The sequence below is a fragment of the Sorangium sp. So ce321 genome (assembly GCF_051530195.1).
Classification (GTDB): Bacteria; Myxococcota_A; Polyangia; order Polyangiales; family Polyangiaceae; genus Sorangium.
The window spans coordinates 2,586,975-2,600,080 of record NZ_CP150329.1 but is presented as its reverse complement, the minus strand read 5'-3'; the positions used below and the strand labels follow the sequence as shown (position 1 = coordinate 2,600,080).

Annotated in this window: 12 protein-coding genes; 3 read left to right on the top strand and 9 right to left on the bottom strand. The window is 70.8% G+C overall.

Translation table 11 applies throughout. The annotated features are described in order from the left end of the window. Positions 1–123: 123 nt before the first annotated feature. Positions 124–714, top strand: coding sequence for a hypothetical protein (locus tag WME89_RS10140; RefSeq protein ID WP_438009017.1), 591 nt, complete (start codon positions 124–126; stop codon positions 712–714). 146 nt (positions 715–860) lie between these two features. On the opposite strand, the gene WME89_RS10135 is transcribed toward WME89_RS10140, so the two are convergent. Together WME89_RS10135 and WME89_RS10130 are read right to left on the bottom strand one after the other, a co-directional pair. After that, positions 861–1,253, bottom strand: a complete 393-nt coding sequence (locus WME89_RS10135; protein ID WP_438009016.1) for a hypothetical protein — start codon at positions 1,251–1,253, stop codon at positions 861–863. A 113-nt stretch (positions 1,254–1,366) separates the two neighbouring features. Next, complete coding sequence (locus WME89_RS10130) at positions 1,367–2,752, bottom strand: MATE family efflux transporter (protein ID WP_438009015.1); 1,386 nt, start codon at positions 2,750–2,752, stop codon at positions 1,367–1,369. Between the two features lie 429 nt (positions 2,753–3,181). On the opposite strand from WME89_RS10130, the gene WME89_RS10125 reads away from it, so the two are divergent. Further along, positions 3,182–4,669: a carboxypeptidase-like regulatory domain-containing protein gene (locus WME89_RS10125; protein ID WP_438009014.1), complete on the top strand. Its 1,488-nt coding sequence runs from the start codon at positions 3,182–3,184 to the stop codon at positions 4,667–4,669. A gap of 448 nt (positions 4,670–5,117) precedes the next feature. Continuing rightward, positions 5,118–6,320, top strand: a complete 1,203-nt coding sequence (locus WME89_RS10120) for a glycoside hydrolase family 5 protein (RefSeq protein WP_438009013.1) — start codon at positions 5,118–5,120, stop codon at positions 6,318–6,320. A gap of 239 nt (positions 6,321–6,559) precedes the next feature. On the opposite strand, the gene WME89_RS10115 is transcribed toward WME89_RS10120, so the two are convergent. The 7 genes from WME89_RS10115 to WME89_RS10085 form a co-directional block, all read right to left on the bottom strand. Then, positions 6,560–6,745, bottom strand: coding sequence for a hypothetical protein (locus WME89_RS10115; RefSeq protein WP_438009012.1), 186 nt, complete (start codon positions 6,743–6,745; stop codon positions 6,560–6,562). Between the two features lie 211 nt (positions 6,746–6,956). Continuing rightward, positions 6,957–8,657, bottom strand: coding sequence for an AMP-binding protein (locus WME89_RS10110; RefSeq protein ID WP_438009011.1), 1,701 nt, complete (start codon positions 8,655–8,657; stop codon positions 6,957–6,959). Next, a complete protein-coding gene (locus tag WME89_RS10105) occupies positions 8,654–9,598 on the bottom strand; it encodes an SAM-dependent methyltransferase (protein ID WP_437624930.1) in 945 nt (314 codons plus the stop codon). The genes WME89_RS10110 and WME89_RS10105 overlap by 4 nt, the downstream gene beginning before the upstream one ends. Next, positions 9,595–9,921 (bottom strand): acyl carrier protein, encoded by a 327-nt coding sequence (locus tag WME89_RS10100; protein WP_437308924.1) that lies wholly within the window; start codon positions 9,919–9,921, stop codon positions 9,595–9,597. Before WME89_RS10100 ends, WME89_RS10105 begins: the two co-directional genes overlap by 4 nt. Positions 9,922–10,076: 155 nt before the next feature. Next, positions 10,077–11,108 (bottom strand): hypothetical protein, encoded by a 1,032-nt coding sequence (locus WME89_RS10095; RefSeq protein ID WP_438009010.1) that lies wholly within the window; start codon positions 11,106–11,108, stop codon positions 10,077–10,079. Positions 11,109–11,212: 104 nt separating this feature from the next. Then, positions 11,213–12,259 (bottom strand): polysaccharide deacetylase family protein, encoded by a 1,047-nt coding sequence (locus WME89_RS10090; RefSeq protein WP_438009009.1) that lies wholly within the window; start codon positions 12,257–12,259, stop codon positions 11,213–11,215. Continuing rightward, entirely contained in the window at positions 12,252–13,100 is an 849-nt protein-coding gene (locus WME89_RS10085) for a class I SAM-dependent methyltransferase (protein WP_438009008.1), read from the bottom strand. Before WME89_RS10085 ends, WME89_RS10090 begins: the two co-directional genes overlap by 8 nt. Between the last annotated feature and the right edge of the window lie 6 nt (positions 13,101–13,106).

Here is a 13,106-nt window from a genome sequence, read left to right as displayed (position 1 = left end):
GGCCTCCGCGGATCGGGCAGGGCGCCACCCGGCTGCACATGTCACAGTCGCGTCGCAATGGCGCGATCCGTCCGTGTGCGCAACCTCGCAAAATCCCTGAATGTTTCGGAGACCGATCTGCTCATGTGGCTGGCGGAGAACGCGCCCACCGCGGAGTTCCGGCACCCCGCGGATTTCCTACCCGCGGACGTCGTGGAGCGGGCCCAGCAGGCGCTCGGCCGGTCCCCGCCGCCGGCGCCCGACCCGGAGCCGATCGAGCGCCGCTGCGCCGGGTGCATGAAGCTGCCCGCCAGGGCCGCGGTGCGCGTCGTCGAGGTGGGCACCGATGCAGTTTGCGACATGTGCGGCAGCTCTGCGAACAAGCGCGCGGCGCTGGCGATGATCGAGGCGTTCCGCGCGCGCGGGCTCCGGCGGTTGCTCGTCGTCGGGGGCGGGCCGGGCACGGCCGAGGACCTGCGGCAGCTGCTCTCGGGCGAGGTCGACATCCGCATCGTCGACGGCGAGGGCCACCGCAACGCGACGAAGGCCGACGCCGATCTCCGCTGGGCCGATGTCGTCGCGGTCTGGAGCTCGACGATCCTCTCGCACAAGGTGTCGAAGCTCTACACCGATCAGCGCGCCACATTCCGCGAGAAGCTCGTCACCGTACCGAGGCGCGGCGTGGCCGCGCTCTGTATGGCGGTGGCCGACAAGGTGAGCACGCCGGCAGGATAGGTGTTCGCCTTACCTGCGCCCCAGAGCGGCGGTCACCCGCACAGGAGACGGGCCCAGATCGGCGTTTTCGGCGCGCAAGCGCACTCCTGTGCGCTGAGCACCGAAAACGTCGAGATGGGCCCGTATCCGAAGCGGGTGCCCGCCGCTCACCCGGCGCCGGCCTCGCCGGTCGCGCCCTCGTCAGGCCAGCTGCTCTTGTGCTCGGCGCTCGACTCCGGCGTCAGCGGCTTGCTCTGGTCGAGCACGCCGGGGATCACCTCGTTGCTCGACCCGCCCCCGCGCGGCGTGTCGACGGCATCGTCCGCGTCGCCCTCGTCGAGGTCCTCGCCGCGCGCCGCCTTCTCGCGCGCCCCGGGGTTGCCAGCGCTGCCCTGAGGCGCCGCCGCGGGCGCGCTGCCCTGAGGCGCCGCCGGCGCTCCCCCCTGCCCCGCCCCGCCCGGATCGCCCACGGTGCCCTCGGAGATCCCGCCGTAGCCGGGCGGGCTGGCAGCAGGGCTCTCGGCCACTCGTCCTTCCCTCGTGCGCTCGTCTTGAGCCATGACATGTCTCCTTCGCGCGGAGGTGCAGCAACAGACATGCCACTTGCTGGAGCGGAGACAGAGCGGAGGTAGAGCGGAGACAGATGGGGAGTCGGCCGGTGGTCGAGGAGCGGTCACTCAGGGCGGCTGTGGAGCCGCACGCGCCGGACGGTGCGCCGCGCGTGGGGCACCCAGCCGCGGAAGTGCCAGCGGGCGCACATGGCGAGGCCGCGGACCCACTCGTCCGCCGCGTAGGCCACCCAGATGCCGGCGAGGCCCCAACCGAGGCGCACGCCGAGCAGCCAGGACAGCCCGACGGCCACGGCGAACATCGAGAAGACGCCGAACCCGACCGGAAAGCGCGCGTCGCCGGAGGCGCGGAGCCCGTTGATGACGACCATGTTGATCGTGCGGCCCGGCTCGACGAGGAGGGTCAGCCAGAGCAGCCTGGAGCCGGTGGCGATCACCTCCGGATCGTCCGTGAAGAGGCCGAGCAAGCGGGGGCCGAGCAGCGCCGCGGTGAGCACCACGGTCACGCACACGCAGAGCCCGACCGCGAGGCCGCCACGCACCTGGCGATCGGCGCCGTGCAGCTCGCCGGCGCCGATGTGGTGGCCGACGACGATCTCGGTCCCGAAGCCGACCGACAGGCCGAAGAGCAGCAGGAAGTGCACGATCTGCATCGTGTACGTATGCGTGGTGAGCGCCGTCTGCCCCATGTCGGCGACCATGGCGAGGATGATCATGAAGCTGATGCGGTAGACGACGTTCTCGCCCGCCCCCGGCAGGCCGATGTGCAGCATCTCGCGGAGGCGATCGGGCCGGATGCGCCAGAAGTCTTCGAAGCTCGGTCGGATGCCGAGGCGCGCGACCCAGAGCTTCGAGTGCATCCAGAAGGAGAGGGCGCGCGCGATCACCGCGGCGAGCGCGAGCCCGTTCATGCCGAACCCCGGCCACCCGCCGACGCCGAACATGAGCGGCAGGCTGAGCGCCAGCTGCACGATGTACATGATGACGATGAGGCGCAGCGTGTCCCGGGTATGGGTGTGCGCGCGGAGCACCGACCCCATCGAGAAGTTCACCGCGTCGAACGCCAGCATCACGCCGACCGCGATCAGGTACGGCTGCGCGATCGGGAACAGCGACGGCGGCAGGCGCATCAGCTCGAGCAGGGGCCTCGCGCCGATCGCGATGATGGCGCAGCTGAGGAGGCCCATCCAGACGTTGGCCGCCAGCGACGCCCGCGCGACGTGCTCCGCGCCGACGCGGTCGCGCGCGCCGAGGTACTGAGTGACCACCACGCTCGCGCCGACGCTGACGAAGCGAAAGGTGATCATGAAGGTCAACATGATCTGGTTGGACAGGCCGTACGCGGCGGCGGCCTCGTCCGACAGGCGGCTGACCAGCCACAAGCCGAACACCCCGACGAGCATGTGCAGCAGGTGCTCGCTGAAGATGGGCCAGGTGATGTCGATCAGCCGCGGGCGAGGAAGAGACGGTGCAGGGACTACTGATTCCAAAGCGCCGCATCCTACTCCGCCACGAGCCGTCTCGCCACGACGGAACACGGAGCAGGGAAAGCAGGTCCTGCGCCGCGCGCCGCGCGCCTGCGTGTGGTGACGCCGCGCAGGCGCGTCGCTGCCGAGCTGAGCGCGAGGGGCGGCGTGGGGCGGTCACGTGGTCGACGGGACGGCGACTGGGGTGGTTGTCGCCTGTACGCGCACGGCTCGCTCGGTATCCGCGTCACTCGAGCAGCGCGCGAGGCGAGGAGCGGCGCCTCGCCGTGGAGGCGCTGTGGGAGAGCTGCGCTCGCGCGGAAAGGCGAGATGGCAAAAGCGTATCCCGGCACGCCATGTTGCATGCTTGTCCCTTCCCGGCTCGCCCTTGCCTCGATTACCCTGGAATGGGCGGAACAGGGCACCCTCGCCCCTCCGCGCTTGGAGGATCGAATGCTGAGATTGCATAGCAGCGCAGGATGGCTCCTTGCCGCCGCGGCCATGGCGCCGGCCGTCATCGCCGGGTGCTCTTGCGGCGATTCCGGCGGAACGGCCGCGAATGCGTCCGGCAGCGGCGACGCCGGCGCCGGGGCCCACCCGGGCGGCGGGAGCGGCTTCGGGGGCGAGCCGTTCATCGCGGGCAGCGGCGGATCGGGCGTCGGGAGCGGCGGGTGCGAGGGGCTCGAGTGCCAGCAGATCGCGTGTGAGGGCGGCGGCAAGACCACCGTGAGCGGCACGGTGTACGAGCCCGCGGGCAATATCCCGCTCTACAACGTCATGGTCTACGTCCCGAACAGGGAGCTTGACCCCATCACCAGCGGAGCGACCTGCGACCGGTGCGACGTGACGCTCTCCGGGGATCCGATCGCGACCGCGCTGACGGACACGAAGGGGCGGTTCGTGCTGGAGAACGTGCCGGTCGGCCAGGACATCCCGCTCGTCGTCCAGATCGGCAAATGGCGGCGCGAGCTCGTGCTGCCGCAGGTCGACGCGTGCGTCGATAACCCGACCGAGGACGGGACGGTGCGGCTGCCGCGCAACAAGGCGGAGGGCCATCTCCCGAAGATCGCGCTGACGACGGGCGGCGCGGACGTGCTGGAGTGCCTGCTGTACAAGATGGGAATCGACGCGGCGGAGTTCACGCCGGAGACGGGGGACGGGCGGGTGAACCTCTTCACCGGGCGCGCCCTCGAGGGCGACAGCGCGACGAGCCGGTACCGCGACGGGCTGAACAACGGCGCGACCTTCTCCCACGCCCGCGACTTCTGGGGCTCGCTCGACAACCTGAGCCAGTACGACATGGTGCTCCTGTCGTGCGAGGGGTCCGAGTTCGAGCAAGACAAACCAGAGGCGGCGCTGCGCGCGATGTTCGACTACGCCTCCGCGGGAGGGCGCGTGTTCGCGTCGCACTGGCACAACACATGGCTCCGGCTCGGGCCAGAGCGGTTCCCGGAGACGGCGGACTGGGACGAGGCGAGCGATCCCGACGACGGGCTCCCGGTGCTGGTGGACACGACGTTCCCGAAGGGCGAGGCGCTCCGGGACTGGCTCGTCACCGTGGGGGCGTCGATGGTGCCGGGGCAGATCGAGATCGATGATCCGCAGCACTGGGTCAACTCGGTCAACGAGGAGATCGCGACGCGGTGGCTCTACAACGACGAGAACGAGGAGTACGACGCGCGCGCGGGGGTCAAGTACTTCACGTTCAACACGCCCATCGGCTCGCCGGAAGAAGCGCAGTGCGGCCGGTTCGTGTACACGGACATCCACGTGGCGGCGAGCGACGTGGCCGGGGCGCCTTTCCCGAGCGGCTGCGAGGACGGCGACGGGGAGCGCCACGGGCTGTCGGCCCAGGAGAAGGCGCTGCTCTTCATGCTGTTCGACCTGTCGGCCTGCATCACGCCTGACGACGAGCCGCCGCCGGTCCCGGTGCCGAGGTGATTTCCTGAGCGAGAATGACGCTCTGCGCATGGATAGACCGTTGACCAGGGTGGTCACCCGACCACCAAGGGGAGCGCTGTATCCTGCGTGGAACACGCGAAATACGCCCGCGTGCTGCGGCAGACGCAGCGCAGCAGCGCCCGCTGCGCGGGTCTCACGGAGTGGCATGCGTCTTGCGGAAAATTTTAGTTGCCGGCACACCGAAGCTCGGTCTAAGCGGCACCGCGCAGCCGTGACCTCACGCCCCTCGCCAGTGCTCTGGCCGCTCGAGCCGCTCGAGCCACTCGAATGACAAGGGCTGCACACCGCACCGGGGTGTGAGCGGGGGTGTGCTGGTCCACAAGATCCACGTGAGTTAAATCCCTTAATTATTGTGTTGCAGAGGGCTTGCCATGGCGCGGAGGTCCCTCTTTAATGCCGCGCCATCCGGAGACTTTCCTTGGAGGACATGATGAACAGCGTTTCGCTTCGCGGTGTGCTTGGCAGGTCGACGTGGTCCTTCGGCCTCGCCGTGGTTGCGTTGCAAGCAGCCATGCTGATCGGCTGCGGTGACTCGTCGACGGACGACGGCGCGGGCGGCGCGGGTGGCGCGGGTGGCGGTGGCGCGACGACGGGGGCCTCGGCGACCACGGGCACCGGGGCGTCCACGAGCACCACGGCGACCTCGAGCACCACGGCGACCTCGAGCACCACGGCGACCACGAGCACCGGGGATGCCGCGACCACGACGAGCACGAGCTCGGGAGGGGTGCCCACCGACGGGACGCCCGTCGAGCGCCACGGGCAGCTCCGGGTGATGAACGGCAACATCGTGGGCGAGCACGGCTCCCCGGTCCAGCTCAAGGGCATGAGCCTCTTCTGGAGCCAGTGGAGCAACTACTACAACGCCGACGTCGTCAACTCGATCGCGGACAACTGGGACGCGACCGTCGTCCGCGCCGCCATGGGCATCGAGGAAGAGGGCGGCTACCTGGAGGACGCGAACGGCCAGAAGAGCAAGGCGAAGACCGTCGCCGACGCGGCGATCGCGAAGGGCATCTACGTGATCCTCGACTGGCACGATCACAACGCGCACCAGCACCAGGATCTGGCGAAGAACTACTTCCGCGAGGTGGCGCAGACCTACAAGAACGTGCCCAACGTGATCTTCGAGGTCTTCAACGAGCCGCTCAACACGAACAACTGGGCCGCCGTGAAGCAGTACGCCGAGGCGGTGATCGGCGAGATCCGCGGCCAGGGCGCCAACAACCTCGTCATCGTCGGCTCGCCGAACTGGTCGCAGGACGTGGACGCCGCCGCGGACAACCCCCTCAGAGACCCGAACGTGGCGTACACGCTGCACTTCTACGCCAGCACGCACAAGGGCTTCCTGCGCGACAAGGCCAACTACGCCATCGGCAAGGGACTGGCGCTGTTCGTGACCGAGTGGGGGACCTGCTCGGCCGACGGCAACGGCACGCTCGATCTCGGCGAGTCGCAGACCTGGCTCGACTTCCTGAACTCGCACCACATCAGCTGGGCGAACTGGTCGCTGGGCGACAAGGCCGAGGCGTGCTCCGCCCTCAAGCCCAGGTCGAACACCATGGGCAACTGGACGGACAACGACCTCACCGACTCGGGCAAGTGGGTGAAGAGCAAGATGGCGGAGTGATCCGCGCGCGGTCCCCGGGCGCTCGCCCCGGTGACCCGGCCCGACCGGGACCTCGCTCTTCCGGAAGCCCCGGTGGGAGCGAGGGCCCTCTCCCCCGCATCAGACACCCATTCACAAGCAGCGCGACGGGTCGGCGCTCCTCGCGAGCGACCGCCGATCGAGCGTCGGGGCGCTCGAGCGTCAGAGCCCGAGACGCCCGCTGCCGCGAGACGCAGACCGGGCGCACCGCCCCTCGCCGCTCACCCGCGCTCTTGTTTGCTCTCCACGGCCAGGGGCCGCCCGGCACAGAAGGGGCACTGGCCGTCCGAGCTCCAGTCGTCGTCATCGAGGCCGAGCGCCCGGAGCTGCTCGAGCTCCCAGGCGCGCGCCTCGGGCGAGAGCGGGGCGGGACAGGTGGACTTGTGGTCTCTCGGGCGGCTCAACATGGACGGTCCCGCTTGGTTGTGCTCCGGAGAGCGATTCAGGGATTTATCGCGTGCTGCCCTGCAGCGCCCGCGAAATCGGCCGCGCCGCGGCACGTCTGTCCCTCGTCGAGGCGAACGGAAAAGACCCCTGGAGGACGGCCGAGTGGCAAACGGGGAGCGCTATCCGGAAGAGCCTGTGTGCGGCGCCGCGCTCATCGAGCGGCGCCCGCGCTCATCGAGCGGCGCCCGCGCGCAGCCGCTCGGCGACCTCGCGGCGGCGCAGCTTGCCGCTCGTCGTCTTGGGCAGGTCGCCCGGCGGGACCAGGACGACATGGTCGACGGTGACGCCGCTCGCCCGCAGCGCCTCACGCACGCGCTCCACGAGGGCGGCGTGCTCGGAGGCGTCGGCGCGCGTCTCGGCCACCACGTAGACCGACTCGGTCTGGCGCTCCTCGACGAACAGCCCGACCGCGACGACGCACCCGGCCCGGATGCCGTCGACCCGGGCGGCGATGTCCTCGATCTCGGCGGGGATCATCGTGTGCCCGCCCTTGATGATCACCTCCTTCTTCCGGCCGGTGACGAACAGCGCCCCGCCGTCGAGGAAGCCGAGGTCGCCCGTGCGCAGCCACCCGTCGACGAGCGCCTCGGCCGTCGCCTCGGGCTCGTCGAAATACCCCTCCATCAACGTCTCCGAGCGCACCTCGATCTCCCCCACCGTGCGCTCGGGGACGGGGCTGCGCCCGGCGTCCACGATCCGGATCTCCGTGCGCGGGATCGGCCTGCCGACGCCGACGAGCTCCAGCGAGAGGGGGCCGGGCGCGGCCTCCTCGATGCGGCCCTCGCGCTCGAGCAGGCCGCGATCGACCGTGAGGAAGCGCGGCGCGGCGAGCAGGTCGGGGAACGTGACGGCGACCGTCGCCTCGGCCAGCCCGTAGACGGGGAAGAACGCCTCGACGCGGAAGCCCGTGGGCGCGAACGCGTCGGCGAAGCGGCGGAGCAAGGCGGGGGAGATCGGCTCCGCGCCGATCATCGCGCAGCGCCACGCGCTCAGGTCGAGCCCCGCCTCGACGGCGCGGCGGGCGAGCCCGATGCAGATGGAATAGGCGCTCGGCGGCCCGAGCGAGATGACGCCCCGGATGCTCGACATCTCCGCGAGCCACGAGAACGGCCGCGTCCGGAACTCGAGCGGCGAGAGCATGTGGACAGGGAAGTCGTTGAAGAGCGGGAAGAGCAGCCCGCCGACGAGCCCCATGTCGTGGTGGAGCGGCAGCCACGACACGCCCCCCGCGCCCTCGCCGCGCACCGGGAGCCGCTGGCTCATCGCGTCGAGGTGCAGCATCAGCCGCTCGTGCGGGATGACGACGCCGCGCGGGTGCCCGGTGCTGCCGCTCGTGAGCTGGATGAGCGCGGGGCCGGGCGCGCCGTCCGGGTCCGGCAGCGAGCCCGGCAGCAAGTCCGCGAGGCGCGCGTCGAGCAGCGGCTCGGCGGCGATCTGCACGATCTGCGAGCGGTCGTCGACCCCCGCCCCGCCCTCGCCCTGCGCGAAGCCGAGCAGCGCGGACGAGACGACGAGCGCGCGCGCGCCGACGCGGGCGGCCGTCCGCCGGAGCTCGCCGAGGAACGCCGCGACGTCCGTGAGCCGGTAGGGCACGCCGACCTGGATCGGCACCGCGCCGAGCACCCAGACGCCGAAGAGGCACGGCACCGCCACCTCGACGTCCGTCACGAGCAAGAGCACGCGGTCGCCCGGGCGCACCCCCGCCTCGGTCAGGCCCGACGCCGCCGCGCATGCGCGGCGCCAGTACTCCGCCCACGTCCAGCCGACGAACTCGCCCTGCTGCTTGTGGTAGAACCCGAACCGGTCCGGCGTCGCCTCGGCGCGGGCCCTGAGGAGGCCCGCGACCGTCCGCGCAGAGGGCGCGCGGCTCACGGCGCGCGCCCCGGCTCGGGCGAGGGCGCGACGCCGAGGCGCTCGCGGCCGCCGGCCTTCGTCGCGACGATCATGTACTCGAGCGCGGTGCGGCGCGCGAAGGACAGCCGGCCCACGGTCATGTAGGTCTGGAGCAGCCGCGAGAAGCCGGGCGCGCGCTCGTCGATGCGGGCGCGGTTCGCGCGCACGTTGTCGATCCACCGGGCGACCGTGTGCACGTACGAGCTCGTGAGATCCTCGACGCGCCGGATATCGAGGCCGGCCTGCTCGATCAGCCCGAGCTCCTCGGCGAGCGAGGTGAGGCGGCAATAGCCGAGCGCCTGGACGAAGATGTACTGCGTGGCGGCGCTCTCCCGGTCCCCGCGGGCGCGCGCGGGGAAATAGCAGTCCGAGATGAGCAGCCTGCCGCCCGGACGCAGCGCGGCCGCGATCTTCTGGTGGATCCGCTCGCGGTTGTGCATGTGCACGATGCTGCCCACGAAGAGCACGGCGTCGAGCGACCCGGGCTCGAGGTCGACATCCTCGATGTGCGCGAGATCGATGTGCACCCGCGAGGCGACGCCCGCCCGGTCGGCGCGGCGGAGCGCCTCCTGTCGCTGCTTGTCGCTCAGCGTGACGCCCCGGAAGACCCCGCCGGTGTGCTGCGCAAGATAGATGAGGTTCGACCCCCAGCCGCACCCCACGTCGAGCACGCGCTCGCCAGGCTGGATGTCGAGCTCGCGACGGACCCAGTCGTACTTCCGCTCCTGCGCCGCCTCGAGGCTCTCGGCGGGGTCGAGGAAGATGCCCGTCGCGTAGGCGAGGCGGCTGTCGAGGACCATGGAGAAGATCTCCGGGTCGTTCTGGTAATGGGCGGCGACCTCCCGCCGCTCGTGCTCCCGCTGCTCCTCGGGCGTGCGGGCGGCGGCCTCGCGCTCGGCGCGCGTGCGCGGCGCGGTCACGGGGCGCCTCCCCGGCCGCCCCGCGCCGCGAGCTGGGCCTCGACGAAGGCGATCACGTCGCCCACCGTGCTGATCTGCGCCTGGTCGGGCGCCGCGAAATCCGGCGCGACGATCTGGAATCGCTCCTCCAGCGCGACGTTGACCTCGATGAGCGCCAGCGAATCGACGCCGAGGCCGCTCTCGAGCGACAGGTCGGGAGTCACGGCATCGACGCTCATCCCACATCGCTCTGCAATGATGGTGCGGACCTCGCGGGCGATCTCCGGATCTCCCCCGCCCGCCGCCTGCGGCTGCTTGCCTGGCGCCGCCTCGCTCTTCTTCATCGCGCTCTCCTGCTCTGGGTTCGGCGCGCGCGACCATCAACGCGTCAGCGCGAGACGAACTCCACGCCAGCGCCGGTCACGGCCGCAATGGGCCGTACCATGATTGCCATTCGTCGTCCATGACGGATGAGCACGCTCGCCCGTCGTGAAGCGGCTCAATCGCCGAAATCGCCGAAATCGCCGTCGGCCCCGCCGCCTTCATCGAGCCCGCCGCCTTCATCGCCCCACGGGTCGACGTCGTCTGCCGCATCGCCCGCATCGCCCGCGTCGCCCGCGTCGTCCGCCGCGGGCTCCTCGTCGCCCCCGCGATCGCTGTCGTTCAGGAGGTCAGGATTCGCGGCGGCCTCCTGCGCCGTGCCGAGCGGCATGCCCGCCGGGCTCACGAAGAGCACGTGGGGGGGCGTGAGCATGTGCATGAACGACGAGATGAGCATCACGTCGAGCATCATCCCGAGCGGGCTGGGCGGATAATAGACGACGAACGGGTCGTAGCCCGGGTGGGTGGGATTCACCGGACGCTGCTCGGCGGCCGCGCCATCGCCGCCCGGCGCGTGCACGACGCGCGCCTCGGCGTGGTGCTGCGCCACGCGCGCCTCCGGCATCACCGCCTTGAGGGCGCCCTCGAGCCGCCCGACGAACGACTCGAACTGCAGCCGCGCCGTCTCGAACAGGGCCGGGTCCTTCACGAGGGGCTCGACGCGGCGGCGGTAATCGTCCGCGGGCTCGCCGGCTCGCGGCTCGAGGTCGCGCAGGCGGCCGCCGACCGAGATGATCCCCGCCGGCTCGTCCTCGGCGTGCTCGGTGCGGGCCCGCGCCTCGATGACGAGGTGCAGCCCCGCCTCCTCGTGCTCGGCGGCGAACCTGAGCTCCTGAAAGCCGCGCCCGAACACGGCGGCGTGCTCGGACAGCGCGAGCACGAGATCGGGCAGGTCGTCCGGCTTGCCGTCGGTGTCCTGGAAGATGACCGTATCGTCGATCACGAGCGAGAGGGCGTTGCCTACCTCGAGCTTGACGAGCGCCCGCCGCACCTGGTCGACCACGGCGGTGGCCTCGAGCTCGACGCGCAGGCGATCCGTGTCGAGGTCCACCGCGGCGCCGAGGCCGCGCTTCACCCTCTCCCAGAGGGTGGGGTTGCGCTGGATGATGCTGCCCTTGAGCGATACGTGGATCTGTCCGGTGAGCCGCATGCGCGCTACTTAGCACCGGAGCGCCGGCGCCGTCCGCGCCGCCGCACCGACGGCGCGACCCGGCGAGGCCCCGGCCGCGCCGCCCCGGCCGCCGCCGGCCGCGGTCAGCCGAAGTTGAGCCGCTGGGCGACGCGCTTGTACGCCTGCTCGACGACGCGGCGGGCGTGGTGGATGGCGTTCGAGTGGGGGAACTGCAGGGAGGGCGGCGCGCCCTCGTCGGTCTCGGGCGACGCGTCCGCGAGCCGGCGCGCGAGGGCGCCCACGGTGTCGACCTCGAAATCCTTCGAGTTCTCCTTGAGGAAGCGGCAGAGGCCGCGGAGCCGCTCCACGTTGAGCCGGTTCGGGTAGCCGCGGCGCTCCGCCGCCGAGTCGAGGAAGTAGAACTCGAAGGAGTGGGTCACCAGCGTGACCTCCTTCACCCCGAGCGCGCGATAGCGGAGGAGACAGTGCTTGATCTCGTCGAGCGTCACCGCCGTGATCTGGAGGTGCCTGAAGCGCTTCGTCGGCTCGATGAAGTTCGTGACCGGCAGCTCGTACACCCCCTCCTCGGGCGTCTCGAAGAGGCCGAGCCGCGCGCCGGGATACTGCATCTTGCAGTTCTTGGTGAAGTAGCAGGGGTTGTAGTTGCTGCTCAGCACGAGCCCCGCCCGCTTCATCGCGCGCCAGGTGTCGTTGTTCGCGCCGAAGTTGCCGGCGCGGTAGCCGAGCAGCTCGGCCTCGGGGACGCCCGCGCGCACGAGCAGGTCGCGCCCCTCCAGGAGCAGCCGCGCCTGCTCCTCGACCGGGTAGTCGGCGATGTCGTCCGAGACGCGGCGCTCGCCCCGGGTGTGCCAGTCCGCGCGCCGCTGCACGGGGTGCACGTGGAGCTGCACGTCGTGGCCGCGGCCGTGGAGCGCCTGGCACACGTTCGTGAGCCCGTCCATCCCGAAGCTGTACGAGCCGATCGCCTCGACGAAGAACGTCCCGCGCTGCCCGTACGCCTCGAGCTCGCGCATGATGAGCTCGATGCCGAGGGGATCGCGCTGGTTGACGAAGCGGCCCCAGATGCGGAGGTCGTAGCCCATCGCGGGAGAGATGTTGTCGCCCGTGATGCGCTCTTCAGCGCACTCCACGTCCACGGTAATGTATACCCGCGTCCTCCCGTCAGCCATTGCCTGTACCTCCCTCACCGCGCTTCTGAAGAACCATCGTGACCGTCGGCGCCACGAAGCCGACGTGCATCCCGAGCGGCCCGAGCACCCGGTTCGCCGCAGAGAAGGCCAGGAGCCGTGGCCCGGACATGCCCATCTTGGCCTTGAGATCGACGATCAGCCGGCCCCGATCCTGCTGCGAGATATCCGCATAGTCGCCGAACCCCCGCCGGAGCTGCCAGGGAAATACGCTGTAGATCGACCTGCCCGGGAAGAGCGGGCGCAGCGCGCGAGGCACGTAGTTCATCAGCGGGCGGCGGCTGTGGAGCTCGATCGGCCAGAGGCGGTTGCTCGTGCCGAGGATGACGATGAACCCCCACCGCTCGAGCACCCGGTTGATCTCGCGCTGGACGGCGCCGAGGGCCTCGGGCGGGATGTACTCGAGCACGCTGTTGCACGACACGAGCTCGAACTCCTCGTCCGCGAACGGCATCGAGGCTGTGTCGGGGACGTGAACGGCGCGCACCTTGTCTCCGACCCCGTGGCGCTCGGCGTTCAGCTGGGTCAGCTCGACGTACGTGGGGTCGACGTCGATCGCGGTCACGTCCGCGCCCAGGGCCGCGAGGACGACCGACGTCGCGCCGAGGTGGCAGCCGAACTCGAGCACCTTCTTGCCGCGGACGGACGTGAAGAGGTCGTCGTAGGCGTGGCGGCTGTGCCGCCACTCCCAGGCGACGTACCCTCCCACCCACGGATCGTCCGGATCCCAGCCATGGCGGTGGGCGCACTCACGGAAACGGCGGTCGGCGTCCGCGTCCTGGACCGCCGGCGGGGAGAGGGGATTCTCGAGGGGCTCGCTCATCGGGGA

Excerpts from the sequence above, each read along its gene's own strand:
- WME89_RS10090 (WP_438009009.1), bottom strand. The coding sequence starts at position 12,259 with ATGGCTGACGGGAGGACGCGGGTATACATTACCGTGGACGTGGAGTGC.
- WME89_RS10140 (WP_438009017.1), top strand. The coding sequence starts at position 124 with ATGTGGCTGGCGGAGAACGCGCCCACCGCGGAGTTCCGGCACCCCGCG.
- WME89_RS10125 (WP_438009014.1), top strand. The coding sequence starts at position 3,182 with ATGCTGAGATTGCATAGCAGCGCAGGATGGCTCCTTGCCGCCGCGGCC.
- WME89_RS10120 (WP_438009013.1), top strand. The coding sequence starts at position 5,118 with ATGATGAACAGCGTTTCGCTTCGCGGTGTGCTTGGCAGGTCGACGTGG.
- WME89_RS10085 (WP_438009008.1), bottom strand. The coding sequence starts at position 13,100 with ATGAGCGAGCCCCTCGAGAATCCCCTCTCCCCGCCGGCGGTCCAGGAC.
- WME89_RS10115 (WP_438009012.1), bottom strand. The coding sequence starts at position 6,745 with ATGTTGAGCCGCCCGAGAGACCACAAGTCCACCTGTCCCGCCCCGCTC.
- WME89_RS10095 (WP_438009010.1), bottom strand. The coding sequence starts at position 11,108 with ATGCGGCTCACCGGACAGATCCACGTATCGCTCAAGGGCAGCATCATC.
- WME89_RS10100 (WP_437308924.1), bottom strand. The coding sequence starts at position 9,921 with ATGAAGAAGAGCGAGGCGGCGCCAGGCAAGCAGCCGCAGGCGGCGGGC.
- WME89_RS10135 (WP_438009016.1), bottom strand. The coding sequence starts at position 1,253 with ATGGCTCAAGACGAGCGCACGAGGGAAGGACGAGTGGCCGAGAGCCCT.